The sequence below is a fragment of the Psychrobacter phenylpyruvicus DSM 7000 = NBRC 102152 genome, from assembly GCF_000685805.1.
Classification (GTDB): domain Bacteria; phylum Pseudomonadota; class Gammaproteobacteria; order Pseudomonadales; family Moraxellaceae; genus Psychrobacter; species Psychrobacter phenylpyruvicus.
This window is the reverse complement of the sequence record NZ_JMKP01000005.1, coordinates 1-25,769: the sequence shown is the minus strand read 5'-3', so window position 1 is coordinate 25,769 and position 25,769 is coordinate 1. Positions and strand designations below refer to the sequence as shown.

Genomic DNA, 25,769 nt, shown 5'->3' with positions numbered 1-25,769 from the left:
TTGTAAGATCACTATGCCAACGACCCTTTTTGCTCAGTATAATCTTACCTTAAGAAAAACAGCGGCCGTATTATTGGTCGCTATGGTTTTGATGTTGCTAGACAGCAAAAATCCTGACTGGTTTAACCCCATACGCGATGCTAGCCATTCAGCGATGCAGCCCATTTATCAAATGTCGGTGTTGCCAACTTTTGTTAGTCATTGGGCAGACGGGACCTTAATGAGTAAAGAAGCCTTGCGTCGTGAAAATGTACAGCTGCATGCCCAGTTATTACATGCGCAGGCTAAGCTGCAACAGCAAGACTATGTGTTGGCCCAAAATGCGCGCTTGCAGGGTATCTTATCCAGCACTAAGCCGGATCAATATGAGTTAAATTTGGCGCAGGTAATTGGTACTGATACCAACCCCTTAAAGCAAATTGTAGTACTCAATAAAGGCAGTAAAGACGGAGTACAAGTGGGACAGACCGCCATTGACGAAAACGGTATCCTTGGCCAAATCATTAATGTCTATCCTAATACCAGCCGCTTGTTGTTGATTACTGATGAGCTGCAATCTGTCTCAGTTACGGTCAGAAGAACAGGGCAGCGCGCGATTGTTACCGGTGAAGGAACGCCAAGCACTTTGAAACTGGATTATATTTTCAAAACCTCAGACATTCGGGTAGGGGATGAGCTAATATCCTCAGGTCTAGGGGGCCGCTTTCCAGCCGGCTACCGTGTAGGCCGTGTGGAGTATATTAGTCCTGATCAAAACGAAAACTTCATGAATATTGATGTGACCCCTGCAGCAGATTTTGTGAACAGCTCCTATGTATTAATTATGCAGGACAGTGAGCATGCGCCAAACTTTAGAGATGATAGATTTGCAGGGTCTTTAGAACTCACTCAGATTCCTTATGTGCCACCTAGTCGCTCTATTGAGTCTAAGTGAGTGACACAGTCATGTTGCTGAGTCTGCCATTAAAGTACAATTTACACCGCCGAGCTTTATGGCCTAGATTGTCAGTTAGGCATAACAGGCTTGTCGGTCACTTTACTGCTTCTAGATCTGCCATAGCCCAAATAACCCTAATGACCCTCATGAATAGTCACTGCCTAAGCTTATCTATTGAGGCTTCTTAAAAGGCGCTGCTGCTATTATGATGAAAACTCCTTTAAGCCCTTTCCAGTCTTTAATGGTAGTTATTGCAAGCTTTGTGGTAGCTTCTGTTATCAATATCTATCCAATGAGTTTAGAAGCCTCTTTGCTGCGTCCTATGGCCCTTATTATGGTGCTTATTTTTTGGTTAATGTATAAGCCAAATTATGTAGGAGTAGTGACCGCCTTTGCCATTGGTATCCTCTCAGATTTATTATTGGACACGCGCTTGGGCCAACAAGCCTTCGCAGCCGTAGTGATGGCATTTTCTGTTAGATTTATGGGGCAGTATATTAAGCAGTTGAATTTATCTATTGCTTGGGCAGTGGCTAGCGTTGCCTTGATAGTTTTTCAGTTAACTTTATGGGCGGTACAATACCTCACCCAGAATATATTTTTTACCAGTGCCCTGTTTAGCTTGCTAGTGAGTATTGTTACTTGGCCCTTGGTTTATCTGTCGCTAAATTATTTTATAAAAAAATACTAAATTCAAAAACCACTAAAGCAATCCCAACTATCTTGGTCTATATAGCCGCGCCTGTATTTGAATAAAACCTTATTAACCCCCTGATAATTCTGAGCATATAATGAAAATTATTCTGGCTTCAACCTCTCCACGTCGTCAACAATTATTAGCTTTGGCGGATATTGATTTTGTTACCCAAGCGGTTGAAGTCGATGAAAGTGTGCTACCTGGTGAGACACCGCAGGATTATATTGTACGAATGGTGCAGGCTAAAGCCACTGCTGCTGGGCAGAACCTAACTGGATTATACGAGGCAGGGGAGAGTCATTATTTGGTCATCACTTCTGATACCATTGGGGTGCTTGCAGATGGGCTGTCTATTTTGGTAAAACCAAAAGACAAGGCGGATGCCTTTGCTATGTGGCAAAAGATGTCTAATACACAGCATGCGGTTTGGACGGCTGTACAGTTAACTGTTTTTGATAATCAAGCCAATCGTCTTTGTAGTGAAAATATTTTAGAGAAGACTGAGGTTACTTTTGTTGAATTAGACGAGCCTGCCATGGAAGCTTATTGGGCCAGTGGTGAACCTGCTGATAAAGCGGGTGGCTATGCTATTCAAGGTAGAGGCGCAGCTTGGGTAGAGCGTATAAACGGCAGCTATTCCAATGTAGTGGGTCTTCCTTTGTCACAGACCTTGGCGGCGATTAAAAATATTGAGAAACAAGTAGCTGGCTTACAGTAGACTGGATAACAATTTTTCAGAGTCAATGGTACACTGGAGTTTATAAAAAGATATTTTCGTCATTTATTTTAAAGGCAAAATGACTGTTTAATAAGCAAAGTGACTGTCTAAAAAGCAAAATAACTTTAAACACAAAATTGCTATAAAAGCAAAATATCTCGCTATAATTACTTGTCTTTACTAAAACATATTTAACCAATAATAAGATAAAAGGTCTGCTATGTCAGAAGAGCTACTCATTAATGTTAGCCCAATGGAATCTCGAGTTGCTGTTTTAGATAATGGTGTCGTCAGTGAGGTTTATATTGAGCGGCATAATAAGCTTGGCTTGGTGGGCAACATTTATTTGGGCACTGTGGTACGTGTTCTACCCGGCATGCAAGCGGCATTTGTGGAGATTGGACAGTCTCGTACTGCCTTCCTGCATGTCAATGATATGCGCCGTTTGCCTCGACCAACGGTAGTAGAAGAGAAAACTTCGGCAACCCGTCCCCCTAGTCGACAAGAGCCTACAGTTTTAACCAGTATACCGGTTGACCGCTCTGAGCATATTGCCGAAAACACCTCTGGGACAGAGGCTGAAACCTCTGCACTCGAGACTGGATTGACCAGCTCCTCAAAAGTAGAGATGGAGCCGAGCAGTCTTAGAGAAAAGCAATCTGCCTTGGCTGATGAAACGGAAAATTTACAAAGTGATTTGCATGACAATTCTTTATTAGACGATGATTCGCCGGATAAAGTAGGTAATGCGATTACTCAAGTAGAAACACCCCCTACGGTGGTTAAAGAACGCCAAATCATTGAGCCACCCCGTCATGAATTGATCCAGTACCGTCTGCACGAAGGCCAAAAAATCTTGGTGCAGGTAACGAAGGATCAGTTGGGGACCAAAGGCGCACGCTTAACTACTAACATCTCATTGCCATCTCGCTATTTGGTTTATCTGCCTTCTAGCGAGCATATTGGTATCTCTCAGCGTATTGATAATGAAGAGGAGCGTCACCGCTTAAAGACTGAGCTGGCCCAGTTGATGCAAACGGTGAATTTAACCGGTGGTCTTATTGCCCGTACTGCAGCAGAGCGCGTGCCTGTGGCTAAGCTCGAAGAGGATATTTATTACTTAGTACAGCTGTGGCGAACTATTCAGGCGCGCAAAGAAGCCTCAGCGGGCAGTGGTCAAACAGCAGTGCTGATTTATCAAGAGCTGTCTCTACCGCTGCGCTCGATTCGAGATCTGGTGCACCCAGATACCGAAAAAGTCATCGTTGACCATGAAGGAATGTATAACGAAGTGCGTCAGTTTGCTAAAGAGTTTGTGCCGTTTATTTATCCGCGCATTATACCGTATATGGGAGAGCAGCCTTTATTCGACGTGCATCGGGTAGAGGAGGACTTAAGAGATGCGCTGAAACGCCGAGTAGATTTAAAGTCAGGCGGTTATCTGATTATTGATCAAACCGAAGCGATGACCACTATTGATGTGAATACCGGCTCATTTGTCGGTGGTCGCTCACTTGAGGACACGGTATACAAAACCAACTTGGAGGCCACTCACGCCATTGCTAGACAGCTTAGATTGCGTAATCTAGGCGGGATCATCATTCTTGATTTTATCGATATGCTAGAGCAAGAGCATAAAGATGATGTGTTAGAGAGTTTACAGCAGCAGTTATCCCAAGATTATGCCAAGACTAAGATTACTCAGGTCAGTGAGCTTGGTCTGGTCGAAATGACCCGCAAACGCACCCGTGAATCGCTAGAGCAGCAACTTTGTGAGCCCTGTAAGACTTGTGAGGGTAAAGGCTTTATCAAAACCGCTGAAACTGTCTGCTTTGAGATTTTCCGCGAGATAATGCGCTGTGCTCGTACCTATAACTCGCCGAAGAAATTTACGGTAGTGGCGCATGCTTCTGTGATTGATTTACTGCTGTCGTCTGAAGCAGATACCGTCGCTGACCTAGAGTATTTACTGGGTAGGGTAATTACTTTTGAGGTGGAAAATCTTTATACTCAAGAGCAATACGATATTGTTTTGGATTGATGATTTAGGCAAAGTCGCTAAGGGGGAGTAAGTGTTATTAAAATGTAAAATCGATCGCTTATCTCCTCTTACAGGCCATTAAAAGTTACAAATACCCTTGCAATCGATTATCAACTGTGTATAATACAACCCACTGAATTTATATGAGCGTTTCAAGTTAGTGAGGTCAAATACGGCAGCGTATTGAACTGCAATCACTTGTAAAGCTTGACGTTAATACAGCTGAAGCATCGTTTTCGGCACTAATTTCATTCTTTCTTTGCTACCTTCCTATATGGAAATGGTGGGCAAGGATTAAACTTATTTTGTTTTTTGAATTGTTGGTTGTGATTAACATCCCAATTTAACCAAAAAATGAATCATTTATATAACGGCTATTTATCATTCAAGACCTACCATTAGGGTAGCAACGATGATAAACCCACTTATTAGGAGCTTGCTGGCATGGCTAACCAGAGAATCCGTATCCGACTAAAGTCTTTTGATCATAGATTGATCGATCAGTCGGCACAAGAGATTGTCGATACCGCAAAGCGCACTGGTGCGCAAGTTTGTGGTCCTGTACCGTTGCCTACTCGCATCGAGCGTTTCAACGTCCTAACCTCGCCACACGTCAACAAAGACGCGCGAGATCAGTACGAGATTCGTACTCACAAGCGTATGCTTGACATCGTGCAACCAACTGATAAAACAGTTGACGCATTGATGAAATTGGACTTGGCTGCTGGTGTAGACGTTCAAATCGCATTGGGTTAATCAAAAGCGCGTATATTTAAGCGTAATGATTAATAAAACGCGACTTTTAGATATTACCCCAAACTATTAATTGAAGATATAAAGAGGTTTAACATGGCGATCGGTTTAGTCGGTAAGAAATGCGGCATGACCCGTGTCTTCACTGAAACAGGCGCTTCTATCCCTGTAACGGTTGTTGAGGTCGATGCAAACCGCATTACTCAAATTAAAACCAATGACACTGACGGCTATCAAGCCATCCAAGTAACCACTGGTGAGCGTCGTGACAGCCGCGTAACTGCAGCACAAAAAGGTCACTTTGCTAAAGCTGGCGTTAAAGCTGGCCGTGGTACATGGGAATTCCGTGTTACAGAAGAAGAACTTGAAGGACGTGAAGCGGGTAGCGAAATTGCTGCTGACCTATTTGAAGCAGGGCAACTTGTGGATGTTACAGGTCAAAGTAAAGGTAAAGGCTTCCAAGGTGGCGTAAAACGTCATAACTTTAGTATGCAAGATGCTACTCACGGTAACTCAGTATCGCACCGCGTATTGGGTTCTACAGGTCAGAACCAAAGCCCAGGTAAAGTTTTCAAAGGTAAGAAAATGCCAGGGCAAATGGGTAACAAACGTGTTACCGTTCAAGGACTTGAAATCGTGTCAGTAGACGCTGAAAAAGGTCTTCTAGTCATTAAAGGTGCCATTCCAGGTGCCAATGGTGGCGATGTCATCGTACGTCCGTCAATCAAAGCCTAAGCAAGGGGATTAACGTGAATTTAAAAACTGTTACAGGCGCAGCGGTTGAGCTGTCTGACACGGCATTTGGTCGTGAATTCAACGAAGCCCTCGTTCACCAAGTCGTCACTGCTTATTTAGCAGGCGCACGTCAAGGTACCCGCGCACAAAAGACTCGTGCTGAAGTTTCTGGCGGTGGTAAAAAGCCATGGCGTCAAAAAGGTACTGGACGTGCTCGTGCAGGCTCAATTCGTAGCCCTATCTGGCGCAGTGGTGGTCGAGCATTCGCTGCTAAGCCACAAGACTGGTCACAGAAAGTGAACCGTAAAATGTATCGCGGTGCGATGCAGTGTATCTTAGCCGAACTAGTTCGCCAAGATCGTCTAATTTTAGTTGAAGACATCACTGTTTCAGCTCCAAAGACAAAAGAACTAATTAGCAAATTGGAAGAACTTAATGCACCACGTGCATTAATCGTGACCAATGAAGTTGATGAGAATCTATACTTAGCTGCCCGCAACATTCCACATGTGAATGTACTTGGTACTAACGAAGTGGATCCTGTTAGCTTGATTGCGTTTGATAAAGTCATCATGTCTGTTGACGCAGCGAAACAATTTGAGGAAGCACTAGCATGAATAACGCAAGACTTTATCAGGTCTTAAAAGGGCCTGTGTTCTCAGAGAAATCTCAGCTGTTAGGTGACTCGCTAGGCGTGCAGGTTTTCAAAGTTGATAACAATGCCACTAAGCGTGAAATCAAAAAAGCAGTCGAGTTAATGTTTGAAGGTGTGGAAGTTACTAAGGTAAACACCTTAAATGTTAAAGGTAAGACAAAGCGCTTTGGTCGCACTGTAGGTCGTCGTAATGACTATAAAAAAGCCTATGTGACTTTAAAAGCTGGTCAAGATGTACAAATGGCTGATGCTGGTGAAGAGATTGCAGACAATGCAGCTTCTACTAGCGAAACAGCGAACAACGAATAAGGATACAAATCATGCCTATCGTAAAAGCAAAGCCAACATCACCAGGTCGCCGTTTTGTTGAAAAAGTGGTGCATCCACACCTTTACAAAGGTCGTCCGTATGCCCCACTGGTTGAAGCACAAGGTAGATCAGGTGGTCGTAATAACAATGGTCGTATTACGTCACGTCATATTGGTGGTGGACATAAGCAACACTATCGTATCATCGACTTCAAGCGTACGAAAGACAATATCCCAGCAACGGTAGAGCGTATCGAATACGATCCAAACCGTACTGCTCATATTGCTTTACTTAAGTATGCAGACGGTGAGCGTCGTTATATCATCGCTCCTAAGAAACTTAAAGTTGGCGATACCGTAATGTCAGGTGAGTCATCACCAATTCGTCCAGGTAACTGCTTACCACTAAAAAATATTCCTGTAGGTACTACTATTAGTAGTATTGAACTAAAAATCGGTAAAGGCGCGCAACTAGCCCGCTCAGCTGGTGCTTCAGTTCAGCTACTAGGTAAAGATGGTATTTATGCAATTATCCGTTTACGTTCTGGTGAAACTCGCCGCGTACACGTAAATTGCCGTGCAGTTATTGGTGAAAACTCTAACTCTGAAAATAACCTAAAATCACTTGGTAAAGCAGGTGCAGCACGTTGGCGTGGCGTTCGTCCACAGACACGTGGTACTGCGATGAACCCGATTGATCACCCACACGGTGGTGGTGAAGGTCGCACAATGGGTAAACATCCAACTACGCCATGGGGTCAGAAGACCAAAGGTCTTAAAACGCGTCACAATAAGCGTACTGACAGTATGATCATCCGTCGCCGTCGCGCCAAGAAGAAATAAAGGAAAATTTCATGCCTCGTTCATTGAAAAAAGGTCCATTCATTGATGCGCATCTGTTTGCCAAAGTAGAAAAAGCTGTTGAGTCTAACTCACGCAAGCCAATCAAAACTTGGTCACGTCGCTCGATGATTCTGCCACAAATGGTTGGTCTAACAATTTCTGTTCATAATGGTCGTACACACGTACCGGTTATCATTAGTGAGCAAATGGTTGGCCATAAACTAGGTGAATTTGCCCCGACTCGCACATATCGCGGTCATGGCTTTGACAAGAAAGCAAAAAAATAAGGTGCTCACTATGGAAGTAACTGCAAAATTACGCGGTGCCGCCATTTCGGCACAGAAAGTTCGACTTGTCGCAGATGAAGTTCGTGGTAAGTCTATTGAGCGTGCTTTGGATATCCTTGCGTTCAGCAATAAAAAAGGCGCAGTATTCGTTAAGAAATGTCTTGAGTCTGCTATCGCTAATGCTGAACACAACCACGGTTTAGATATCGATACGCTTAAAGTATCAACTATCTATGTGGATGAAGGCATCACGCTAAAGCGTATCCTACCACGTGCAAAGGGTCGTGCTGATCGTATCAGTAAACGTACCTGTCACATTACTGTTAAGGTAGGAGAATAATTCATGGGACAAAAAGTACATCCAATCGGAATTCGTCTTGGTGTTGTAAAAAAACACAACGCTAACTGGTATGCAGACCCAAAACAATATTCTGAATACCTACTTAACGATTTACAAGTACGTGACTATCTTCGTAAGAAGTTAGACAATGCTATGGTTAGCCATATTATGATTGAGCGTCCTACTGGCGCTGCTAAAATCACAATTTCAACGGCTCGTCCAGGTATCGTTATTGGTAAGAAAGGCGAAGATATTGAGAAGTTACAAAAAGAATTAACCAAAATGATGGGCGTACCAGCTCAGGTTAATATCGAAGAAATTACTTCTCCAGATTTAGATGCTCGTCTAGTTGCTGAAGGTATCGCTAGCCAACTAGAACGCCGTGTTATGTTCCGTCGTGCTATGAAGCGCGCAGTACAAAACAGCATGCGTTCTGGCGCTCAAGGTATTAAAGTTGAACTGTCTGGTCGTTTAGGCGGTGCTGAGATCGCTCGTACTGAGTGGTATCGTGAAGGTCGTGTACCTTTACACACTCTACGTGCAGATATCGATTATGCATCAGTTCGTGCAGAGACTACTTACGGAACCATCGGTGTTAAAGTATGGATTTTCCGTGGTGAAATTCTAGATGGTATGGATAGCGTTTATAATCCTCCTAAAGAAGATAAGACTCGTGCGCCAAAACGCCGCGGCCGTGGAAACCGTCGCAATTCAGACAGAGCAAACACAGATAGAGGTTAAGCTATGTTACAACCAAAACGTACCAAATTTCGTAAAATGCATAAAGGGCGTAACACGGGTTTAGCACATCGTGGTAGCACTGTTGCATTTGGTCAGTTTGGCTTAAAATCAGTTGGCCGTGGTCGTATGACTGCTCGTCAAATTGAAGCCGCACGTCGTACTATTACTCGTAAGGTTAAGCGTGGTGGTAAAATCTGGATTCGTGTATTCCCAGACAAACCAATTACCAACAAACCATTAGAAGTTCGTATGGGTAAAGGTAAAGGTCCTGTAGAGTACTGGGTATGCGAAATCAAACCAGGTAAAATGCTATATGAGATCGAAGGGGTTTCAGAAGAATTAGCTCGCGAAGCGTTCACGCTAGCAGCGGCTAAGCTTCCCTTCAAAACTACCATTGTTAAGCGGACGATAATGTAATGAAGATCAGTGAATTACGAGACAAATCAGTAGAAGAGCTGACTGGATTACTAGATGAGAAGCAACTTGATGCTTTCCGTCTTCGTATGGCGAAAGCCACCGGTCAACTAGGTAGCACACACGAAGTCAAAGCAAATCGCCGTGCGATTGCCCAAATTAAGACTTTGATTAATGAGAAACAAAGAGGCGCCTAATGAGTAACGATATTCAACAAACCGAAGGTGTAGGTATTGTTACTGGTAAGGTTGTCAGTAACAAGATGGATAAGTCAATTACAGTGCTAATCGAGCGTAAAGTTCGTCACCCACTATATGGCAAACAGATCCGTCGTTCTACAAAAATTAAAGCCCACGACGAAAATAATGTCTGTAAAGAAGGTGATGTGGTTCGTATTATTGAAACACGTCCAATCTCTAAGACTAAGTCCTGGAAACTAGTTGACGTTGTGGAAACAGCGGAAAAAATATAAGCAAATTGCAATTGGTAATAATTACTGGTAAAATACGTCCCCTTTATGGCGACATACCAGATTAGTGAATGCTTCATGTGATTCTTGTAATGACATGAAGTCATTCACCAGTATTGTTATTGCCTGTTGTATATTATTGGAGTAACGCGATGATTCAGACTGAAACAATTCTGGAAGTTGCAGATAATAGTGGTGCACGACGTGTACAGTGTATTAAGGTACTAGGCGGTTCACATCGTCGTTATGCCTCTGTAGGCGACATCATTAAAGTATCTGTTAAAGAAGCAATTCCACGTGGTCGTGTTAAGAAAGGCGATGTAATGAATGCTGTGGTTGTACGTACCAAAAAAGGTGTACGTCGTCCAGATGGTTCAGTACTACGTTTTGATGACAACGCTGCAGTATTGCTTAACCAGAACAAAGCCCCGATTGCCACTCGTATCTTTGGGCCGGTAACTCGTGAACTACGTGGTGATCAATTCATGAAGATTGTATCACTAGCACCAGAAGTACTGTAGAGGTAACCCATGGCTAAATTACGTAAAGGCGACAGTGTTATTGTTATTGCTGGGAAAGATAAAGGCAAACAAGGCACTGTGCTAGCGGTAAAAAATGACCGCATTAAAGTAGAAGGCATTAACATAGTCACCAAACACCAAAAGCCAAATGCGGCAACTGGTGCTGAAGGTGGTATCGTTAAGCAAGAAGCATTTTTACATATTTCTAACGTCGCAATTTATAATGCGCAAACCCAAAAAGCTGATCGTATTACTTATCAGTTTGACGAAGACGGCAAAAAACAACGCGTCTATCGTTCAAACGGTGAAGTAGTGGCGACTGCGTAAAACACTAAGGGTGTAATAGCAATGGCTAGATTAAAATCACTATACAATGACCAGTACAAGCAACAGCTCAAAGACGAACTAGGCTTGGAAAACGTCATGCAAGTACCAAAGATCACCAAAATTACTCTTAACATGGGTGTTGGCGGTGCTTCACAAGACAAGAAGCTTTTAGAAGGTGCCGTAGCGGACATGACTGCAATTGCAGGTCAAAAGCCGGTAATCACTAAAGCTCGTAAATCTGTCGCTGGCTTTAAAATTCGTGAAGAATGGCCAATTGGCTGTAAAGTGACACTTCGTGGCGAGCAAATGTATGAGTTTTTAGATCGTCTCATTGCTATTGCTATCCCACGTATCCGTGACTTCCGTGGCTTTTCACCAAAAGCTTTCGATGGTCGTGGTAACTACTCGTTAGGTATTAAAGAGCAAATCGTTTTCCCAGAAGTTGATTATGATAAAATTGATCGCCTTCGTGGGCTTGATATCACTATCACGACATCTGCTCAGGATGACGAGCAGGGTCGCGCACTGCTTAAAGCATTCGGCTTCCCATTCAAATAGGAATAAAGCATTATGGCAAAAAAGAGCATGATTAATCGCGAATTAAAACGCGAGAAAATGGTTGCTAAGTATGCTGAGAAGCGTGCAAAGCTTAAAGCAATCATTAGTGACATAAACGCAAGTGATGAAGAAAGAATGGACGCCATTCTTGAGCTTCAGTCACTTCCACGTAACTCGTCTCCAGTTAGACTACGTAACCGTTGTGGTGTAACTGGCCGTCCTCATGGTTACTTCCGTAAGTTTGGTTTATCACGTAACATTTTACGCGAGCGCGTAATGCAAGGTGATGTTCCAGGCGTTCGTAAAGCTAGTTGGTAAGGGAGTAATACTATGAGTATGCAAGATACAGTTGCTGATATGCTAACCCGTATCCGTAACGCACAAATGGCACGTAAAGTTTCTGTTGCTATGCCAAGCTCAAAACTACGTAAGTCAATTGCTGACCTACTAGTTGATGAAGGTTACATTGCATCTGCTGAAGTAACCGACGAAGGCAATGGCAAAGCAACACTTAACATTGAATTAAAATACTTCGAAGGCAAGCCTGTTATCGAAGTAATTAAACGCTATAGCCGTCCAGGTTTACGTCAGTACCGTGGTAAAGACGCAATCCCATCGGTTCAGCAAGGTTTAGGTGTAGCGATTGTTTCAACCAGCCAAGGTATTATGAGCGATCGTGCTGCTCGTGCCGCTGGCATCGGTGGTGAAATCATCGCATTCGTTGCTTAAATCATATTTTATATTATTTAACTTTTTTAAATTCTATTAATAGGGTATAATGGGCGCCTTTATTTAAGCACCTAGTTACTCATAATAGTTGAAAGCTTAAGTAATATAGAGCTGATTGTTTAAATTAACAGGCCTAGTGCCTGTTAATTTTTTCATAATCATTCGTTATTTATCTGTTATTAAGGAATATTCCTATGTCTCGTGTGGCTAAAGCCCCAGTAGCACTGCCTAAGGGCGTAAGTGTTACTTTGAACGGTCAGCAGGTTGAAGTTAAAGGCAGTAAAGGTACTATGTCTTTACACCTGCATGATTTGGTCGAGCTAAAACAAGAAGATGATCAACTGATCTTATCACCTGTTTCTGACTCTAAAGAAGGTTGGATGTACACTGGTACTATGCGTTCATTAGTGAACAACTTGGTGCTAGGTGTTTCTGAAGGTTTTGAAAGAAAACTTCAGTTGATTGGTGTTGGTTACCGTGCTCAAGTAGCAGGTAACAAAGTAACTCTACACGTAGGTTACTCTCACCCAGTCGAATACACCCTTCCAGAAGGTGTTACTGCTGAAACCCCAAGCCAAACTGAAATCGTTTTAAAATCAAACGATAAGCAGGCACTAGGTCAAGCTGCTGCGAAAATCCGCGGTTATCGTCCGCCTGAGCCATATAAAGGTAAAGGTATCCGTTATAGTGACGAGCATGTGGTTCGTAAAGAAGCTAAGAAAAAATAAGGTGAAATGACATGTTTGATAAAAGAGCTGCTCGCTTACGTCGAGCTAAGAAAACACGTGCCCACATCCGTCATTTAGGTGTGCATCGTTTAGTTGTTAACCGTACCCCACGCCATATTTATGCTCAGATCATTTCTCCAACTGGCGGAGAAGTATTGGCTCAAGCGTCTACGCTTGATAGCACTTTACGCTCTGGCGCTACTGGTAACGTTGAAGCAGCTACAGCTGTTGGTAAACTTATCGCTGAACGTGGAAAATCTGCTGGTATCACTAAAGTTGCCTTCGACCGTAGTGGTTTCAAATACCACGGTCGAGTTAAAGCATTAGCTGACGCCGCTCGTGAAAATGGATTGGAGTTTTAATCATGGCTAAAGTAGAGCAAAATGACGGTTTAGTAGAAAAATTAGTTTCTGTTGATCGTGTATCTAAAGTTGTAAAAGGTGGTCGTATTTTCTCATTCACAGCATTAACTGTTGTTGGTGATGGTAACGGCCGTGTAGGTTTTGGACGTGGTAAAGCTCGCGAAGTTCCAGCTGCTATCCAAAAAGCACTTGAAGCTGCTAAACGCAATATGATCACTGTTGATCTAGACGGCGTTACTTTACAGCATCCTATTGTTGCCCGTCATGGTGCAAGTAAAGTATACATGCAGCCAGCTAACGAAGGTACTGGTGTAATTGCCGGTGGTGCAGTTCGTGCCGTACTAGAATCTGCTGGTGTAGAAGACGTATTAACTAAGTGTTACGGTTCAACGAACCCAACAAACGTAGTACGTGCAACATTCAATGGTTTACGTGATATGTCGTCTCCTGAAAAGGCGGCTGCAAAACGTGGTAAATCTGTAGACGAAATCTTGGGCTAACCATTATTTAGATATAAAAGTAGGTGAGTTACGATGAAAAAAATGAAAGTTACTCAAATTAAATCTGGTGCCCATCGCCTCAAGAGCCATAAAGCTTGTCTTATGGGCCTTGGTTTACGCCGTATTGGACATACAGTTGAAGTTGAAGACACGCCTTCAACCCGTGGAATGGTGAATCGCATCAATTACATGGTTAAAGTGGAGGAAGCGTAATGGGACTTAAATTAAACGAATTATCGCCAGCCGTAGGCGCCAAAAAAACTGCACACCGTAAAGGTCGTGGTATCGGTTCTGGCCTAGGCAAAACTGGTGGCCGTGGTGTTAAAGGTCAAAAGTCACGTTCAGGCTCAAGCATCAGTGCTGGTTTCGAAGGCGGTCAAATGCCTTTATACCGCCGTGTTCCTAAGTTTGGTTTTACCAGTCAAATGGGACTAACTACTGCAGAAGTACGTCTTTCTGAACTTAATAAGATTGATGGCGATGTAGTAAGCGTTGAAACTTTAAAAGAAGCAAATATTATCCGTCGTGATATGAAACGTGCGCGTATCATTTTATCTGGCGAGATTACTAAAGCTTATACATTTAAAGGTGTTAAAGTGACCAAAGGTGCTAAAGCTGCTATTGAAGCTGCTGGTGGCACAGTTGAGGAAACTCAGGAGTAATTTAAATGGCGAAGCAATCTGTGCCTACCTCTGCAATTCCGATGAATCCGCTTGTCTTTATTCGTAAGTATGATGAGCTATGGAGTCGCTTGTTGTTTTTGATGGGGGCGCTGGTTGTTTACCGTTTAGGTTCACATATTCCAGTTCCTGGTATTAATCCAGTTAGCCTAGCAGATTTATTCTCTCGCAACGAAAACACCATCTTAAGCATGTTTAACATGTTCTCAGGTGGTGCTTTAGAGAGAATGTCAATTATGGCTTTAGGAATCATGCCATATATCTCAGCTTCTATTATTGTACAAATGATGTCGGCTGTATTGCCGTCATTAGAAGCTTTGAAGAAAGAAGGAGAGTCCGGTCGTCGTAAATTGAATAAATATACGCGGCAGGGGACTCTCTTTTTGGCATCAATTCAAGCCATCTTTATGTGCACTGGATTAATCAGTCAAAACCTGACATTGTCTTCAGGATTAACATTTTATATACCTGCTGTAAGCTCCCTTGTAGCAGGCGCCATGTTCTTGATGTGGCTTGGTGAGCAAATTACAGAACGCGGTGTGGGCAATGGTATTTCAATGCTTATTTTTGCAAGCATTGTGGCCAGTGTACCTAGTATGTTAGGTCAGTCCTTTGAGATGGTAAAAAACGATCCTCAAAGCTTGATTGTACTGTTGGTATTTGCGGTATTAGGTATTGCAGTGACAGCAGGTATTGTGTTTATTGAAAGAGCACAACGCCGTATCCCTGTAAACTATGCCCAAAAGCAACAACTAGGTCGTAAAATTTATGCAAATCAACAATCTCACTTACCGCTGAAAATTAACATGGCCGGGGTTATCCCAGCTATTTTCGCCAGTGCTTTGTTGATGTTCCCTGCAAGTTTAGGACAATGGGTAGGCAACTCTGCCGATCCTAGTGCATGGCAGCAATTTTTACAAACCCTGTCATTGGTTCTGGCACCGGGTCAGCCATTATATTTGGTTTTATTTGGTGCAATGATTATTTTCTTCTGTTACTTCTATACTGCGCTAGTATTTAGTCCAAGAGAAGTGGCAGAGAACTTGAAGCGTAGTGGTGCTTATATCCCAGGTATCAGACCTGGTTTACAGACTCAACGTTATCTAGATCATGTGTTAAACCGTCTAACCTTTATTGGGGCGATATATATGACTGTGATCTGTTTAATGCCGATGCTACTACAGTCTTCATTTGGCATACCATTCCACCTAGGTGGTACATCACTTTTAATTATGGTAGTCGTGGTTATGGATTTCATTTCACAGCTACAGGCTCACTTAATGACACATCAGTATCATGATCAGACCCTAATCAGATAGTTTTAACTTGTATTTAAAGCGTTTGAATAGGTCTGTTCAATAGGAGAAAAATTATGAAAGTTCAAGCATCTGTTAAGAAAATTTGTGGTAGCTGTAAAGTAGTTCGCCGTAAAGGTAAAGTACACGTTATCTGTAAAGCTGAACCACGTCATAAACAGCGTCAAGGTTAATTGTTATTTTTTGTATTTTAGAGTAATTTATCATACAGATAACGAATTAAACTTGAAAATTTAGGGCGGATGAGCTATCATCCGCCACTTGCCGTCGTTTACTTACTTTTATTTGTTATTTTTGGTATTAAACCAAACTATCAAACACAAGATAAAGTAAATGGCAAAATCTGAAACATAAGTCTGCAAATAATTTTTATATTATAAAGACTCATTTTTCATAACTGGAGAGAAATCAATGGCTCGTATTGCCGGCGTCAACATCCCGGATAACAAGCATGCAGTGATTTCATTGACTTATATCTTTGGTATTGGTCGTACTACCGCTCAGAAGATCTTAGAAGCAGTTGGTATCGAACCTACTACAAAAGTAAGTCAATTAGATGACGCACAGCTTGATGCTATCCGTGCAGAAGTTGGTAACTACATGACAGAGGGTGACCTACGTCGTGAAGTTTCAATGAATATCAAGCGTTTGGTCGACTTAGGTTGTTACCGTGGCATCCGCCATCGTCGTAACTTACCTGTAAGAGGTCAAAACACGAAGAATAACGCTCGTACTCGTAAGGGTCCGATTCGTTCAATTAAAAGATAATTAACTTAGGAAGCTAAAAGATGGCAAAAGACACCCGTGGTCGTAAAAAAACGGCACGTCGTTCGGTATCCGAGGGCGTAGCCCACATTCATGCGTCTTTTAATAACACCATTGTAACGATTACTGATCGTCAAGGTAATGCATTGGCTTGGGCCACCTCAGGTGGACAAGGCTTCCGTGGTTCACGTAAATCTACACCATTTGCAGCTCAGGTTGCAGCTGAAGTTGCTGGTAAAGCAGCTCAAGAAAGCTATGGTGTGAAAAATGTCGATGTTCTGGTTAAAGGTCCAGGACCGGGTCGTGAGTCTGCGGTAAGAGCTTTAGGTGCATTAGGTTATAAAATTAACAGCATATCTGATGTAACCCCAATCCCACACAACGGTTGCCGTCCGCCTAAAAAGCGTCGCGTATAAACTATTGTTACCGTATTTTTTGCTTTATTTATAGCAAATTATACGGTGTGTGTATTAAGACGAAATTACCGTTACAAGTTACTATTAAGACGTAACTCAAGGAGACACAAGCATGGCCCGTTATATAGGTCCAAAATTAAAGTTGTCGCGTCGTGAAGGTACTGATTTACAATTAAAATCAGGTGTGAAGCCTTATGACGTTAAAACTAAAAAAGCAGGTCGCGTACCTGGCCAACATGGCAACACCCGTAATAAAGCTTCTGAATACTCGCTACAGTTGCGTGAGAAGCAAAAAGTTAAGCGTATGTATGGCGTTTTAGAGCGTCAGTTCGCTAACTACTATAAAGAATCTGCCCGTGCTCGTGGCGCAACTGGTGAACACCTATTGCAAATGCTAGAGCGTCGTTTAGATAACGTAGTATATCGTATGGGCTTTGGCTCAACTCGTGCAGAAGCACGTCAGTTAGTAAGCCACCGTGCGGTTATGCTTAAGAAAGCTGGTCGTGATGAGTTTGTTCGTGTGAACATTCCATCTATCCAAGTTCAAGATGGCGATGTAATCGCTATTCATGAAAAAGCGAAAGAACAGTTACGTATTAAGAATGCTATTGAACTTGCTACCCAACGCGGTATCCCTGAGTGGTTAGACGTTGATCATAGCAAAATGCAAGGTACATTTAAGCAAGCTCCAGATCGTATTGATCTACCTGCAGAAATCACCGAAAGCTTAATCGTTGAATTGTATTCTAAATAATCGCTAACAATAATTTGATTAACTAATCGAGGTGACAATATGATGCTAAATGCTACTGAGTTTCTGACCCCTAATGCCATTAATGTGGATGCGGTTGATGAAACCAACGCAAAAGTCACGCTCGAGCCGTTAGAACGCGGCTTTGGGCATACCCTAGGTAATGCCCTTCGTCGCATTCTTTTATCTTCGTTACCTGGTGCAGCGGTAATTGAAGCAGAAATTGAAGGGGTGGATCACGAATATTCAACTCTTGAAGGTCTGCAAGAAGACGTTCTAGATTTATTGTTAAATCTAAAAGGTCTTGCGATTACTATGCACGATCAAAATGAAGTGTTTTTGACACTAGACAAAAAAGGTCCTGGCATTATCACTGCGGCAGATATCGAACTGCCACATAACGTTGAAATTGTTAACCCTGATTTGGTTCTAGGTACGCTAGGTGATCGTGGTCATCTAAAAATGCGCTTACGTGTGGTTATGGGTCGTGGTTATGAGCCTGCTAACCTTCGCCGTGAAGATGGTGACACGAAGGCCATTGGTCGCTTGAAATTGGATGCTAGCTTTAGCCCTGTTTCACGTGTGGCTTACCAAGTTGAAAACGCTCGTGTTGAACAGCGTACGGATTTAGACCGTCTAATCATTGAATTAGAAACCAATGGTACGATCGATCCTGAAGAAGCAATTCGCAAAGCAGCAACTATTTTGCAGCAACAAATCTCTATTTTTGTAGATTTAGAAGCAGAAGAAGCGCCAGAGCCTGTGAAAGAAAAAGAAGAGGTTGATCCTGTGCTATTACGCCCAGTAGATGACCTTGAACTAACGGTTCGCTCAGCCAACTGTTTAAAAGCTGAAAACATTTACTATATCGGCGATTTGGTTCAGCGTTCAGAAACTGAACTGCTTAAAACACCAAACCTTGGTAAGAAATCATTAACCGAAATTAAAGACGTATTAGCGTCTAAAGGTCTTGAACTGGATATGCGCCTAGAAAACTGGCCGCCAGCGGATCTACGTGTTGATGACCGTTTTTCTTACCGTAGCCGTTAAACTATTAAGGATATTTGACCATGCGACATCGTAAGAGTGGAGTTAAGCTGGGTCGCACCGGCAGCCATCGTAAGGCAATGTTCCAGAACATGACAAACTCTCTGTTTGAGCATGAACTGATCAAAACAACATTACCTAAAGCTAAAGAGCTTCGCCGTGTAGCTGAGCCTTTAATTACCTTAGCAAAAGAAGATTCAGTTGCTAACCGCCGTTTAGCATTCAGCCGTATGCGCAACAAAGATATGGTTGGTAAGTTATTTGGTACACTAGCACCACGTTATCAAGAGCGCCCAGGTGGATACATCCGTATCATCAAATGTGGCAATCGTGATGGTGATAATGCACCAATGGCCTATGTTGAACTAGTAGACCGTGACTAATTTTCATTAGTTATTTTTTACTGCTGCTGCTATCAGTAGTCAGTAAAAACAAACCTCAGTAGCGGTATAAATTTTGTATTTCATGATTTATACAGTTGCTGAGGTTTTGTTATGTCTAATATAAAAATTTATGGCTACAATAAATGCTTAAATGGCGGATTAATGTGATTAATCCGCCATTTATATTGGGCTATATTTATACCTTTAGCGCTATATAGCTAGATACTAGATAGTGATATTTCACTAGTCAATTAGCTGACTGACATAGCCAGCGCCTTGACGGATCAGCTCTGGTGGGAATACGGTCATATCCACAATGGTGGTTAATTTGGTGGTCAATACCCCAGCATTAATCATGATGTCAATATTATTGCTCAGCTTGTCTTCGATATCAAAAGGGTCATCTAAAGCCAACTGCATATCTGGTAGAATTAAAGAGCTGGTTAGAATCGGCTCACCCATGCCCTCAAGTATCATTTGCGAGATGGGGTTGGAGGGCACTCTAATACCTATGGTTTTTTTCTTAGGATGCGATAGCTTTTTTGGTACATCCTTAGTGGCATCTAGGATAAAGGTGATAGGGGCTGGGGTAACCGCTTTTAACAGTTTAAACTGCTGATTATCTACTGTGGCATAAGTGGCAATCTCGCTTAAGTCGCGGCACAAAAGAGTGAACTGATGCTTGTCATCGAGTTGTCTTATCAGTCTTAGCTTCTCAATGGCATTCTTTGAGCCAATTTTACAGCCGAAGGCATAACTGGTGTCGGTTGGATAAACAATGAGCTGATCATTATTTAGAGCGTCTACAACCTGGTTAATTAGTCTGGGTTGTGGGTTCTCTGGGTGAATATATAAAGTTTGCATAAGATGCCTCCCTGTTGCTATTTTTATCAGTGTTCTATAAATGGTTTTATTATTAGATAGTTTCTATTGTTAGCGGCTATTAACGGTGATTAATTGCTTTTGCGTAGGTTCAAAAGTTATTTGTGGTTAGCAATCAGTTATTGGGTCAAACCGATCCTTTGCCTAGCTAACTGTCTATTGTAATAGTTTGAGCTTTCTATCTGCCTAGCCATCTGCTATAGCTTTAACTGTCTATAGTATCATGACATACAAAAGCTAGAACTGTTAACAGTGTTTGTGCATCAGTGGGTAAGTTTTGTGGGACATCGATATAGAGTTTGGCTTGATTGTAAACGTCTATTTCAAAAGTGCTCTGACTGGTATCGAAGTCAGCATGCAAATTATCTTGAGAGACCCTAAAGCTTCTACCACACATTAGACTAAATAAGCATTCAATAGCCTGAGGCTTAATTTCGACTTGTTCAAAAGCTTTTTGTTGAGCCTCTGTTCGACCATCAGGAGCGTACCAGTAGCCGAAATCTGGCAAGGTGCGGCGATGTTTACCTGCCAAGCTCCAATGGCTTATTTCATGCAAGGCACTTTGAAAAAAGCCATGCGCAAATTCAATACGAGCAGGAGCGGTCTCAGTGGCTGGAAAGTATTCAGGCTCACTTTCTCCGCGCACTAACTTAACGTTCTTGGCCGAAAACACTGTATTAAATAACTGTATCAACCAATCCACTTGAAGTTTCTCTACTGATTCAGCAGAAGGAGATATTGATTCATTGGTGGCCAGCTGTTGCAAGCGTTGCCACTGCTGTCTAAACGCCTTTTTATCAAGATGGGCAGTGTTACCGGCGGTAGTACTAGCGGTAGAGGACAGTGATAGCGATGAAGGCGCTACAGCTTGCTGGGTTAGATAATCAGCTAGCTTGTGGATGGGCAGCTTAGAGAAATGAATAACAGACATAGAATATGAAATATTCCTAGGTAAATATCAGAGAAAAGGGCATTGGGGTGGTAATCGTCTCCTCAAGCCCTCAGATAATAGATTAAGTGGTATGCCATTCTATCAATTAATTTGCTACTGACAACCTTATAACATTTATCGTCAGTTATTGTCATAAATAAAGAACCAATCCACAATAAGCCAAGTAGAGCAGGTTTGGTATGGCAAATGGCGGTTGGGAGTCGTTGATATCTTTATGGCTTATCTACCACACTGATATCAGTTTTAAATGAGAGAGAAGTATGACAAAATACAACCAGGATAATATCTCCACTAACCTGACGGATTCTAAATTGAGTAACCCTACAACCAATATTAATACAGAAAAAAGCGCCCAACAGTTACCCAACCATGTTAACTTAGAGAAGTGGGAAGATGCCGGTTATGTTTGGTCGGGTACTATCACGCCGCGCATGCTGAGCAGATTGCTTGATACCGTTCCTGAGAAGTATCAAGATAATCCTATCGAATTAAGATGTGAACTTACAAAGCAAGGTCAGCTATTGACCTTATTAATGCAGTTTACTGGCGATATCTGGGTAACCTGTCAACGTTGCTTGACTCCTATGAGTATCGATGTCACTCATGATGCTGAGCTGATATTGCTACAATATGAGGATCAGCTAGGTTTGGTTGATGAGTCGGATGACTATCTTTTATTAGAAGAGTTGTTGGCCGATCAGCCAGAGAACAAAAAAGGCGATAGACTGCTACCCTTAAAGAAGCTAGTGGAAGACGAGCTTTTACTGGATATCCCGCTTTCTGCTAAACATGATGACTGTGAAATGGCGGTTGAACAAGTAGGTGAGATTATCGAGCAAGAGCCTGAAAATCCATTCGCCGCTTTAGAAGCTTTAAAAGGAAAGTTATAACTGAGCCTTTAATCTGGCTTTTATAACGATTTATTAGGCGAATTAAACATGGTAAAGTATTACCCCTTTATTTTATTGTCTAAAGCGGGTATAATCCCTCGTTTATTATTCCCAGATTTTAAACCTATTTGATTTTTAATAAGAGTTGCTCTTATTGAGGTCAATAGAGAACTCATTTTGCTAAGTGAGCATATTGTATTTTATAACCAAGTTTATATAAAATACAGGCCCCTCACCAATACAGCATATTTTAGAATAGGAGCAAGACCCATGGCTGTTCAAAAAAGTCGTAAAAGCCGCTCACGCCGTGATATGCGTCGTTCACACCACCATATGGAAGTTGCTGAGCTAAGCATTGACGCTACTACTGGTGAAAAACATCGCCGTCATCATATGACTAAAGATGGTTTCTACCGTGGCCGTCAGTTGTTTAAAGCGAGCCAAGAAGACTAAGTTACAATCATTTATAATGATTGTGGTTTAATACAAGAGCTAAGCCTTACTAATGACCTCTATATCATTAGTGGCGCTTGGCTCTTTTTTTATGAGTATGTTTAGGCACAAGAAGGCTGAAAATGTCATTTAAATCGTCGCAAGCAGTTAGAAAACAAGGTCAACCAGATATGCCACTTCGTATCGCGGTTGTATTTCCTGGCCAAGGTTCACAAACTGTAGGTATGCTAAATGAGCTGAGCGAAGAATATCCTATCGTGAAGCAAACTTTTAGTGAAGCCAGTGAAGCGTTAGGATTTGATTTATGGGCAGTATGTCAGGATGAAGAGGAGCTGGCAAAAACTGAAAATACTCAGCCTGCCTTGTTAGCTGCCAGTATGGCTATCTGGCGTATTCTGAAAGAAAATGTAGAATTCGAGCCTTTATATTTTGCAGGCCACTCATTAGGTGAGTACAGTGCTCTTTGTGCTGCTGGTTGTATCAAGTTTGCAGATGCTATTAAGTTGGTTCATGATCGTGGTCACTATATGCAGCAAGCTGTGATAGGGGTGGATACTAAAATGGCGGCAGTACTTGGTCTAGAAAATAGCCAAGTTATTAGTGTTTGTGAGCAAGTGGAAAGCAACAATGATGGGGCGATTGTTAGTGCAGCCAATTTCAATAGCCCAGGTCAAGTAGTGGTAGCAGGTAACACAGAAGGCGTTGACATTTTTAGTCAACACATTCAATGTATGGGCAAGAAAATGGTGCCCTTGAAGGTAAGCGTGCCTTCACATTGCGCCTTAATGCAACCTGCTACTGATGCTTTGGCTGAGAAGCTGGCACAGTGTGAGTTTCAATTGCCTGAAGTTCCTGTAATCCAAAATAGGCATGCTACTGAAGAAAAAACAATCGCTGCCATTAAAAAAGCATTGACTGAACAGCTAAGTAATCCTGTATTATGGACTCATACTATGCAGAAGTTTGCTGACAAGCATATCAATATGATTATTGAGTGTGGCGCAGGAACGGTATTGAGTAACTTGGCAAAAAGGCAAGAGACCCCAATAATCACCTATCCTACTGATAAGCCGGAGCGTCTCGCGAAACTTTTTGAGAAGTTGAATGAGGAATAGCCATGAGTCGTACAATTACTTTAGTGACAGGGGCCAGTCGTGGTATTGGTAAAGCCATTGCCAAACGCTTTGCTAAACAAGGTCATTTCGTCATTGGAACCGCAACCACAGCTCAAGGCGCGCAGTCAATCGATGAGTATCTGCATGATGCAGGGGGTATTGGTCGTGTTTTGGATGTGACCAACCAAGAGCATATTGAAAAGCTGTTCGAAGAGATTGAAAGCGTTTATGGTAGCGTTCAAGTACTGGTAAATAATGCCGGCATCTCTCAAGACGGCTTATTGATTCGCATGAAAGATGAAGATTGGGATAAGGTGGTAGATACCAACTTAACCGCCATTTATCGCATGAGTAAACGCGCTATGAGAGGCATGATGAAGGCTCGTAAAGGGCGCATCATTAATATTACCTCTGTAGTGGCTGAAATGGGTAATGCCGGTCAGGCTAACTATGCTGCTACCAAAGCGGGGGTAGAGGGCTTTAGCCGTACTTTGGCCCGTGAAATTGGCTCAAGACAAGTGACGGTTAATTGCGTGGCCCCTGGTCTTATTGAGACAGACATGACTGATGAGCTGGATGAGCGCTTGCTTAACTCTATGCTTGATGCAGTGCCTGTGGGCCGTTTAGGGCAGCCAGAAGATGTGGCCGCTGCCGTCTCATACCTAGCCAGTGATGAGGCCAGCTATGTGACTGGTGCGGTAATCCCTGTGAATGGTGGTATGTACATGTAAGAGGCTAATTTAATAGAATTAGGCCATGGCTTTTGCTATTATACACAGCAGATACAGAAAACAGATGTACACACAACTTAAGTTCAATTAAGGTAATGGATAGATTGTTGAGCCTATCCAATGAATACAGAAAACTGGTCAACGCTTGTGTCAGTGTAGAAATTATATTGAGACTGATGTAACCATGTTTTAGGCTTTAATTTTAGATTTTAATACTACTTTAGATTTTAATACTACAAAGTTGTTTTAAACTAAATAAACCGTTTTTAAACTAAAAATAAGGATGGAGATTCCTATGAGCGAAGAAATTGAATTAAAAGTAAAATCGGCAGTTGCTGAGCAACTAGACGTTGATATTGATGATATTAACAATGATTCTTCATTCATCAATGACTTAGGTGCTGACTCTTTAGACGTTGTAGAGCTAGTAATGACTTTCGAAAATGATTTTGATATTACAATTCCTGATGATGACTCAAATGAGTTAACGACAGTACAAAAAGCGGTAGATTACATCAAGTCAAAACTTGAGTCTTAAGATTTAATTTGTGTTAAATTTGCTTATTTTAAAGAAGACCATAAATTAATTTATGGTCTTTTTTTATTTAAAGCATTAGCGGTTAGTGAGAGTTTTTACTAATTTACCAAAGCAATAAAACTTAACAATTATCTACATTTGCCTAGTAACAAATAACTTGGGTAATCAGTATACTAAAAAGGTGAAAGACACAATTATAAGTCACGCTTTGGGCTACTTATTAAGTCTATTACCAAAGTAAACCATAAGACTTGGTAAGAGCTACTTTTAATAATAATAGTTGGTCTTAAAATGTTATGTGACTTATATATCAACAATAATATAAAGGAGAAATTCATGGGAATTTTTAGTTTTGCAAAGGATATCGGCGACAAGATCTTTCATCGCGATGATGCAAAAAAAGAAACAGAATCACAGGCAGATGCTAATAAAGCACCAGCAGCAGGCGAGCCATCGGCACAGTCAGTAGCTAACCTTTTATTAAAGCGTATTCAACAGCAGAACCTTAACATTTCTAATCTAAAAGTTAAGTATAATGCGACCACAGATACAGCAGAAATTAGTGGTAATGCTGAAACTCAAGCCGACCGTGAAAAAGCAATTATCGCTGTTGGTAATGTCCAACATGTGGCGAAAGTTATCGATAATATCGATATTAAACAAGATGCCCCTGAGTCAACGATGTACACTGTAAAATCTGGCGATTCTTTATCTAAGATTGCTCAGGAAGTTTATGGCTCAGCCAATGAGTACAACAAGATTTTTGAAGCGAACAAGCCAATGCTGACTAGCCCAGATAAAATCTATCCAGGTCAAGTACTTCGTATTCCTAAGCCATAGTTCTTTTTTAAACAAGCTAGTAAGTTTTTCTAGCAAGTACTTTTAGGGCGTGTCCCTAATTTGAAAAATACAGTAAAGCCTTATTTTAATCCTATATATCAACAAAATATAGGGAAACTCAAGCCATGGCGAGAACAGTAATAACTGACAACATATGGGAACAACTACAAACAACAATGAAGGCTCACGGTTGCCATCAATGGAAGAATGACCGCACCGTAATGGAAGCCATACTTTGGAAACTAAGAACAGGTGCTCCATGGCGAGACATACCTACCGAACTAGGTTCATGGAAAACCGCTTATAACCGCTTTAATCGATGGTCTAAAAAAGGGCTATGGCAGAAT

General features: G+C 41.9%; 40 protein-coding genes and 1 pseudogene. 39 read left to right on the top strand and 2 right to left on the bottom strand.

All coding sequences use genetic code 11. From position 1 onward, the window contains the following. Nucleotides 1-13 precede the first annotated feature (13 nt). The 32 genes and pseudogenes from mreC (at nucleotide 14) to rplQ (ending at nucleotide 19,021) form a co-directional block, all read left to right on the top strand. Complete coding sequence (gene mreC, locus G561_RS0103170) at nucleotides 14-934, top strand: rod shape-determining protein MreC (RefSeq protein ID WP_028858252.1); 921 nt, start codon at nucleotides 14-16, stop codon at nucleotides 932-934. A 208-nt stretch (nucleotides 935-1,142) separates the two neighbouring features. Continuing rightward, a complete protein-coding gene (gene mreD / locus G561_RS0103165; RefSeq protein WP_028858251.1) occupies nucleotides 1,143-1,628 on the top strand; it encodes a rod shape-determining protein MreD in 486 nt (161 codons plus the stop codon). A gap of 100 nt (nucleotides 1,629-1,728) precedes the next feature. Next, a complete protein-coding gene (locus tag G561_RS0103160; RefSeq protein WP_028858250.1) occupies nucleotides 1,729-2,352 on the top strand; it encodes a Maf family protein in 624 nt (207 codons plus the stop codon). Between the two features lie 220 nt (nucleotides 2,353-2,572). Then, nucleotides 2,573-4,393 carry an Rne/Rng family ribonuclease gene (locus G561_RS0103155; protein ID WP_028858249.1) on the top strand — a complete coding sequence of 607 codons (1,821 nt, stop codon included), beginning with the start codon at nucleotides 2,573-2,575 and terminating at the stop codon, nucleotides 4,391-4,393. Between the two features lie 444 nt (nucleotides 4,394-4,837). Further along, entirely contained in the window at nucleotides 4,838-5,149 is a 312-nt protein-coding gene (gene rpsJ / locus G561_RS0103150; RefSeq protein WP_007394248.1) for a 30S ribosomal protein S10, read from the top strand. Between the two features lie 93 nt (nucleotides 5,150-5,242). After that, the gene (rplC, locus tag G561_RS0103145) at nucleotides 5,243-5,881 is read left to right on the top strand and encodes a 50S ribosomal protein L3 (protein WP_007394247.1); all 639 of its coding nucleotides are present in this window, start codon (nucleotides 5,243-5,245) and stop codon (nucleotides 5,879-5,881) included. Nucleotides 5,882-5,895: 14 nt separating this feature from the next. Beyond that, nucleotides 5,896-6,498, top strand: coding sequence for a 50S ribosomal protein L4 (gene rplD, locus G561_RS0103140; protein ID WP_028858248.1), 603 nt, complete (start codon nucleotides 5,896-5,898; stop codon nucleotides 6,496-6,498). Then, nucleotides 6,495-6,845 carry a 50S ribosomal protein L23 gene (rplW, locus tag G561_RS0103135; protein WP_011959715.1) on the top strand — a complete coding sequence of 117 codons (351 nt, stop codon included), beginning with the start codon at nucleotides 6,495-6,497 and terminating at the stop codon, nucleotides 6,843-6,845. Before rplD ends, rplW begins: the two co-directional genes overlap by 4 nt. Nucleotides 6,846-6,856: 11 nt before the next feature. Continuing rightward, nucleotides 6,857-7,687 (top strand): 50S ribosomal protein L2, encoded by an 831-nt coding sequence (gene rplB / locus G561_RS0103130; RefSeq protein WP_028858247.1) that lies wholly within the window; start codon nucleotides 6,857-6,859, stop codon nucleotides 7,685-7,687. An 11-nt stretch (nucleotides 7,688-7,698) separates the two neighbouring features. Further along, nucleotides 7,699-7,974: a 30S ribosomal protein S19 gene (gene rpsS / locus G561_RS0103125; protein WP_007394243.1), complete on the top strand. Its 276-nt coding sequence runs from the start codon at nucleotides 7,699-7,701 to the stop codon at nucleotides 7,972-7,974. 10 nt (nucleotides 7,975-7,984) lie between these two features. Then, nucleotides 7,985-8,314: a 50S ribosomal protein L22 gene (gene rplV / locus G561_RS0103120; protein ID WP_011959717.1), complete on the top strand. Its 330-nt coding sequence runs from the start codon at nucleotides 7,985-7,987 to the stop codon at nucleotides 8,312-8,314. A 3-nt stretch (nucleotides 8,315-8,317) separates the two neighbouring features. Further along, nucleotides 8,318-9,119, top strand: a pseudogene (gene rpsC, locus G561_RS0103115) (30S ribosomal protein S3). Next, the gene (gene rplP / locus G561_RS0103110) at nucleotides 9,059-9,472 is read left to right on the top strand and encodes a 50S ribosomal protein L16 (protein ID WP_011959719.1); all 414 of its coding nucleotides are present in this window, start codon (nucleotides 9,059-9,061) and stop codon (nucleotides 9,470-9,472) included. Before rpsC ends, rplP begins: the two are co-directional and overlap by 61 nt. Beyond that, nucleotides 9,472-9,666, top strand: a complete 195-nt coding sequence (rpmC, locus tag G561_RS0103105) for a 50S ribosomal protein L29 (protein ID WP_028858245.1) — start codon at nucleotides 9,472-9,474, stop codon at nucleotides 9,664-9,666. Before rplP ends, rpmC begins: the two co-directional genes overlap by 1 nt. Continuing rightward, nucleotides 9,666-9,941: a 30S ribosomal protein S17 gene (rpsQ, locus tag G561_RS0103100; protein WP_037031557.1), complete on the top strand. Its 276-nt coding sequence runs from the start codon at nucleotides 9,666-9,668 to the stop codon at nucleotides 9,939-9,941. The genes rpmC and rpsQ overlap by 1 nt, the downstream gene beginning before the upstream one ends. A gap of 149 nt (nucleotides 9,942-10,090) precedes the next feature. Next, nucleotides 10,091-10,459 carry a 50S ribosomal protein L14 gene (rplN, locus tag G561_RS0103095; protein WP_007394238.1) on the top strand — a complete coding sequence of 123 codons (369 nt, stop codon included), beginning with the start codon at nucleotides 10,091-10,093 and terminating at the stop codon, nucleotides 10,457-10,459. 9 nt (nucleotides 10,460-10,468) lie between these two features. Next, nucleotides 10,469-10,786, top strand: a complete 318-nt coding sequence (gene rplX / locus G561_RS0103090; protein WP_028858243.1) for a 50S ribosomal protein L24 — start codon at nucleotides 10,469-10,471, stop codon at nucleotides 10,784-10,786. A gap of 21 nt (nucleotides 10,787-10,807) precedes the next feature. Beyond that, nucleotides 10,808-11,344: a 50S ribosomal protein L5 gene (gene rplE, locus G561_RS0103085; RefSeq protein WP_028858242.1), complete on the top strand. Its 537-nt coding sequence runs from the start codon at nucleotides 10,808-10,810 to the stop codon at nucleotides 11,342-11,344. A 12-nt stretch (nucleotides 11,345-11,356) separates the two neighbouring features. Next, nucleotides 11,357-11,662, top strand: a complete 306-nt coding sequence (gene rpsN / locus G561_RS0103080) for a 30S ribosomal protein S14 (protein ID WP_019671646.1) — start codon at nucleotides 11,357-11,359, stop codon at nucleotides 11,660-11,662. 12 nt (nucleotides 11,663-11,674) lie between these two features. Continuing rightward, entirely contained in the window at nucleotides 11,675-12,073 is a 399-nt protein-coding gene (gene rpsH / locus G561_RS0103075; protein WP_028858241.1) for a 30S ribosomal protein S8, read from the top strand. Between the two features lie 194 nt (nucleotides 12,074-12,267). Continuing rightward, nucleotides 12,268-12,801, top strand: coding sequence for a 50S ribosomal protein L6 (gene rplF, locus G561_RS0103070; protein ID WP_028858240.1), 534 nt, complete (start codon nucleotides 12,268-12,270; stop codon nucleotides 12,799-12,801). An 11-nt stretch (nucleotides 12,802-12,812) separates the two neighbouring features. Then, a complete protein-coding gene (rplR, locus tag G561_RS0103065; protein WP_028858239.1) occupies nucleotides 12,813-13,163 on the top strand; it encodes a 50S ribosomal protein L18 in 351 nt (116 codons plus the stop codon). Nucleotides 13,164-13,165: 2 nt separating this feature from the next. Further along, nucleotides 13,166-13,663, top strand: coding sequence for a 30S ribosomal protein S5 (gene rpsE / locus G561_RS0103060; protein ID WP_019671650.1), 498 nt, complete (start codon nucleotides 13,166-13,168; stop codon nucleotides 13,661-13,663). Between the two features lie 33 nt (nucleotides 13,664-13,696). Beyond that, a complete protein-coding gene (gene rpmD, locus G561_RS0103055; protein ID WP_007394230.1) occupies nucleotides 13,697-13,876 on the top strand; it encodes a 50S ribosomal protein L30 in 180 nt (59 codons plus the stop codon). Beyond that, nucleotides 13,876-14,325, top strand: a complete 450-nt coding sequence (rplO, locus tag G561_RS0103050; RefSeq protein ID WP_028858238.1) for a 50S ribosomal protein L15 — start codon at nucleotides 13,876-13,878, stop codon at nucleotides 14,323-14,325. Before rpmD ends, rplO begins: the two co-directional genes overlap by 1 nt. Nucleotides 14,326-14,330: 5 nt before the next feature. Continuing rightward, nucleotides 14,331-15,662, top strand: a complete 1,332-nt coding sequence (secY, locus tag G561_RS0103045; RefSeq protein WP_028858237.1) for a preprotein translocase subunit SecY — start codon at nucleotides 14,331-14,333, stop codon at nucleotides 15,660-15,662. A gap of 53 nt (nucleotides 15,663-15,715) precedes the next feature. Continuing rightward, entirely contained in the window at nucleotides 15,716-15,832 is a 117-nt protein-coding gene (gene rpmJ, locus G561_RS0103040; RefSeq protein WP_007394227.1) for a 50S ribosomal protein L36, read from the top strand. A 238-nt stretch (nucleotides 15,833-16,070) separates the two neighbouring features. Further along, a complete protein-coding gene (rpsM, locus tag G561_RS0103035) occupies nucleotides 16,071-16,427 on the top strand; it encodes a 30S ribosomal protein S13 (RefSeq protein WP_028858236.1) in 357 nt (118 codons plus the stop codon). A 20-nt stretch (nucleotides 16,428-16,447) separates the two neighbouring features. Beyond that, the gene (gene rpsK / locus G561_RS0103030; RefSeq protein ID WP_028858235.1) at nucleotides 16,448-16,840 is read left to right on the top strand and encodes a 30S ribosomal protein S11; all 393 of its coding nucleotides are present in this window, start codon (nucleotides 16,448-16,450) and stop codon (nucleotides 16,838-16,840) included. Nucleotides 16,841-16,952: 112 nt separating this feature from the next. Further along, nucleotides 16,953-17,594: a 30S ribosomal protein S4 gene (gene rpsD / locus G561_RS0103025; protein WP_028858234.1), complete on the top strand. Its 642-nt coding sequence runs from the start codon at nucleotides 16,953-16,955 to the stop codon at nucleotides 17,592-17,594. Nucleotides 17,595-17,633: 39 nt separating this feature from the next. Then, nucleotides 17,634-18,641: a DNA-directed RNA polymerase subunit alpha gene (locus G561_RS0103020; protein ID WP_028858233.1), complete on the top strand. Its 1,008-nt coding sequence runs from the start codon at nucleotides 17,634-17,636 to the stop codon at nucleotides 18,639-18,641. A gap of 20 nt (nucleotides 18,642-18,661) precedes the next feature. Continuing rightward, a complete protein-coding gene (rplQ, locus tag G561_RS0103015; RefSeq protein WP_028858232.1) occupies nucleotides 18,662-19,021 on the top strand; it encodes a 50S ribosomal protein L17 in 360 nt (119 codons plus the stop codon). A 243-nt stretch (nucleotides 19,022-19,264) separates the two neighbouring features. Here the strand turns inward: rplQ and G561_RS0103010 are convergent, their stop codons facing one another. Continuing rightward, on the bottom strand, nucleotides 19,265-19,885 hold the full coding sequence (locus G561_RS0103010; RefSeq protein ID WP_028858231.1) for an L-threonylcarbamoyladenylate synthase: 621 nt from the start codon (nucleotides 19,883-19,885) through the stop codon (nucleotides 19,265-19,267). Nucleotides 19,886-20,108: 223 nt separating this feature from the next. Beyond that, complete coding sequence (locus G561_RS0103005; RefSeq protein WP_037031553.1) at nucleotides 20,109-20,834, bottom strand: elongation factor P hydroxylase; 726 nt, start codon at nucleotides 20,832-20,834, stop codon at nucleotides 20,109-20,111. A gap of 281 nt (nucleotides 20,835-21,115) precedes the next feature. On the opposite strand from G561_RS0103005, the gene G561_RS0103000 reads away from it, so the two are divergent. The 7 genes from G561_RS0103000 to G561_RS0102970 all read left to right on the top strand — a co-directional run. Next, nucleotides 21,116-21,745: a YceD family protein gene (locus G561_RS0103000; protein WP_051584344.1), complete on the top strand. Its 630-nt coding sequence runs from the start codon at nucleotides 21,116-21,118 to the stop codon at nucleotides 21,743-21,745. Nucleotides 21,746-22,015: 270 nt separating this feature from the next. Continuing rightward, a complete protein-coding gene (rpmF, locus tag G561_RS0102995) occupies nucleotides 22,016-22,198 on the top strand; it encodes a 50S ribosomal protein L32 (RefSeq protein ID WP_011959737.1) in 183 nt (60 codons plus the stop codon). A 122-nt stretch (nucleotides 22,199-22,320) separates the two neighbouring features. Then, nucleotides 22,321-23,313 (top strand): ACP S-malonyltransferase, encoded by a 993-nt coding sequence (fabD, locus tag G561_RS0102990; RefSeq protein ID WP_051584343.1) that lies wholly within the window; start codon nucleotides 22,321-22,323, stop codon nucleotides 23,311-23,313. After that, nucleotides 23,310-24,044, top strand: a complete 735-nt coding sequence (gene fabG, locus G561_RS0102985; RefSeq protein ID WP_201586255.1) for a 3-oxoacyl-ACP reductase FabG — start codon at nucleotides 23,310-23,312, stop codon at nucleotides 24,042-24,044. Before fabD ends, fabG begins: the two co-directional genes overlap by 4 nt. A 295-nt stretch (nucleotides 24,045-24,339) precedes the next feature. Next, nucleotides 24,340-24,582: an acyl carrier protein gene (gene acpP, locus G561_RS0102980; protein WP_037031550.1), complete on the top strand. Its 243-nt coding sequence runs from the start codon at nucleotides 24,340-24,342 to the stop codon at nucleotides 24,580-24,582. 336 nt (nucleotides 24,583-24,918) lie between these two features. Further along, on the top strand, nucleotides 24,919-25,422 hold the full coding sequence (lysM, locus tag G561_RS0102975) for a peptidoglycan-binding protein LysM (RefSeq protein WP_028858226.1): 504 nt from the start codon (nucleotides 24,919-24,921) through the stop codon (nucleotides 25,420-25,422). A 125-nt stretch (nucleotides 25,423-25,547) separates the two neighbouring features. After that, nucleotides 25,548-25,769 (top strand): IS5 family transposase (locus tag G561_RS0102970; RefSeq protein WP_028858225.1); only part of this gene is annotated, 222 nt, incomplete at its 3' end.

Excerpts from the sequence above, each read along its gene's own strand:
- mreC (WP_028858252.1), top strand. The coding sequence starts at position 14 with ATGCCAACGACCCTTTTTGCTCAGTATAATCTTACCTTAAGAAAAACA.
- mreD (WP_028858251.1), top strand. The coding sequence starts at position 1,143 with ATGATGAAAACTCCTTTAAGCCCTTTCCAGTCTTTAATGGTAGTTATT.
- G561_RS0103160 (WP_028858250.1), top strand. The coding sequence starts at position 1,729 with ATGAAAATTATTCTGGCTTCAACCTCTCCACGTCGTCAACAATTATTA.
- G561_RS0103155 (WP_028858249.1), top strand. The coding sequence starts at position 2,573 with ATGTCAGAAGAGCTACTCATTAATGTTAGCCCAATGGAATCTCGAGTT.
- rpsJ (WP_007394248.1), top strand. The coding sequence starts at position 4,838 with ATGGCTAACCAGAGAATCCGTATCCGACTAAAGTCTTTTGATCATAGA.
- rplC (WP_007394247.1), top strand. The coding sequence starts at position 5,243 with ATGGCGATCGGTTTAGTCGGTAAGAAATGCGGCATGACCCGTGTCTTC.
- rplW (WP_011959715.1), top strand. The coding sequence starts at position 6,495 with ATGAATAACGCAAGACTTTATCAGGTCTTAAAAGGGCCTGTGTTCTCA.
- rplB (WP_028858247.1), top strand. The coding sequence starts at position 6,857 with ATGCCTATCGTAAAAGCAAAGCCAACATCACCAGGTCGCCGTTTTGTT.
- rpsS (WP_007394243.1), top strand. The coding sequence starts at position 7,699 with ATGCCTCGTTCATTGAAAAAAGGTCCATTCATTGATGCGCATCTGTTT.
- rplV (WP_011959717.1), top strand. The coding sequence starts at position 7,985 with ATGGAAGTAACTGCAAAATTACGCGGTGCCGCCATTTCGGCACAGAAA.
- rplP (WP_011959719.1), top strand. The coding sequence starts at position 9,059 with ATGTTACAACCAAAACGTACCAAATTTCGTAAAATGCATAAAGGGCGT.
- rpmC (WP_028858245.1), top strand. The coding sequence starts at position 9,472 with ATGAAGATCAGTGAATTACGAGACAAATCAGTAGAAGAGCTGACTGGA.
- rpsQ (WP_037031557.1), top strand. The coding sequence starts at position 9,666 with ATGAGTAACGATATTCAACAAACCGAAGGTGTAGGTATTGTTACTGGT.
- rplN (WP_007394238.1), top strand. The coding sequence starts at position 10,091 with ATGATTCAGACTGAAACAATTCTGGAAGTTGCAGATAATAGTGGTGCA.
- rplX (WP_028858243.1), top strand. The coding sequence starts at position 10,469 with ATGGCTAAATTACGTAAAGGCGACAGTGTTATTGTTATTGCTGGGAAA.
- rplE (WP_028858242.1), top strand. The coding sequence starts at position 10,808 with ATGGCTAGATTAAAATCACTATACAATGACCAGTACAAGCAACAGCTC.
- rpsN (WP_019671646.1), top strand. The coding sequence starts at position 11,357 with ATGGCAAAAAAGAGCATGATTAATCGCGAATTAAAACGCGAGAAAATG.
- rpsH (WP_028858241.1), top strand. The coding sequence starts at position 11,675 with ATGAGTATGCAAGATACAGTTGCTGATATGCTAACCCGTATCCGTAAC.
- rplF (WP_028858240.1), top strand. The coding sequence starts at position 12,268 with ATGTCTCGTGTGGCTAAAGCCCCAGTAGCACTGCCTAAGGGCGTAAGT.
- rplR (WP_028858239.1), top strand. The coding sequence starts at position 12,813 with ATGTTTGATAAAAGAGCTGCTCGCTTACGTCGAGCTAAGAAAACACGT.
- rpsE (WP_019671650.1), top strand. The coding sequence starts at position 13,166 with ATGGCTAAAGTAGAGCAAAATGACGGTTTAGTAGAAAAATTAGTTTCT.
- rpmD (WP_007394230.1), top strand. The coding sequence starts at position 13,697 with ATGAAAAAAATGAAAGTTACTCAAATTAAATCTGGTGCCCATCGCCTC.
- rplO (WP_028858238.1), top strand. The coding sequence starts at position 13,876 with ATGGGACTTAAATTAAACGAATTATCGCCAGCCGTAGGCGCCAAAAAA.
- secY (WP_028858237.1), top strand. The coding sequence starts at position 14,331 with ATGGCGAAGCAATCTGTGCCTACCTCTGCAATTCCGATGAATCCGCTT.
- rpmJ (WP_007394227.1), top strand. The coding sequence starts at position 15,716 with ATGAAAGTTCAAGCATCTGTTAAGAAAATTTGTGGTAGCTGTAAAGTA.
- rpsM (WP_028858236.1), top strand. The coding sequence starts at position 16,071 with ATGGCTCGTATTGCCGGCGTCAACATCCCGGATAACAAGCATGCAGTG.
- rpsK (WP_028858235.1), top strand. The coding sequence starts at position 16,448 with ATGGCAAAAGACACCCGTGGTCGTAAAAAAACGGCACGTCGTTCGGTA.
- rpsD (WP_028858234.1), top strand. The coding sequence starts at position 16,953 with ATGGCCCGTTATATAGGTCCAAAATTAAAGTTGTCGCGTCGTGAAGGT.
- G561_RS0103020 (WP_028858233.1), top strand. The coding sequence starts at position 17,634 with ATGATGCTAAATGCTACTGAGTTTCTGACCCCTAATGCCATTAATGTG.
- rplQ (WP_028858232.1), top strand. The coding sequence starts at position 18,662 with ATGCGACATCGTAAGAGTGGAGTTAAGCTGGGTCGCACCGGCAGCCAT.
- G561_RS0103010 (WP_028858231.1), bottom strand. The coding sequence starts at position 19,885 with ATGCAAACTTTATATATTCACCCAGAGAACCCACAACCCAGACTAATT.
- G561_RS0103005 (WP_037031553.1), bottom strand. The coding sequence starts at position 20,834 with ATGTCTGTTATTCATTTCTCTAAGCTGCCCATCCACAAGCTAGCTGAT.
- G561_RS0103000 (WP_051584344.1), top strand. The coding sequence starts at position 21,116 with ATGACAAAATACAACCAGGATAATATCTCCACTAACCTGACGGATTCT.
- rpmF (WP_011959737.1), top strand. The coding sequence starts at position 22,016 with ATGGCTGTTCAAAAAAGTCGTAAAAGCCGCTCACGCCGTGATATGCGT.
- fabD (WP_051584343.1), top strand. The coding sequence starts at position 22,321 with ATGTCATTTAAATCGTCGCAAGCAGTTAGAAAACAAGGTCAACCAGAT.
- acpP (WP_037031550.1), top strand. The coding sequence starts at position 24,340 with ATGAGCGAAGAAATTGAATTAAAAGTAAAATCGGCAGTTGCTGAGCAA.
- lysM (WP_028858226.1), top strand. The coding sequence starts at position 24,919 with ATGGGAATTTTTAGTTTTGCAAAGGATATCGGCGACAAGATCTTTCAT.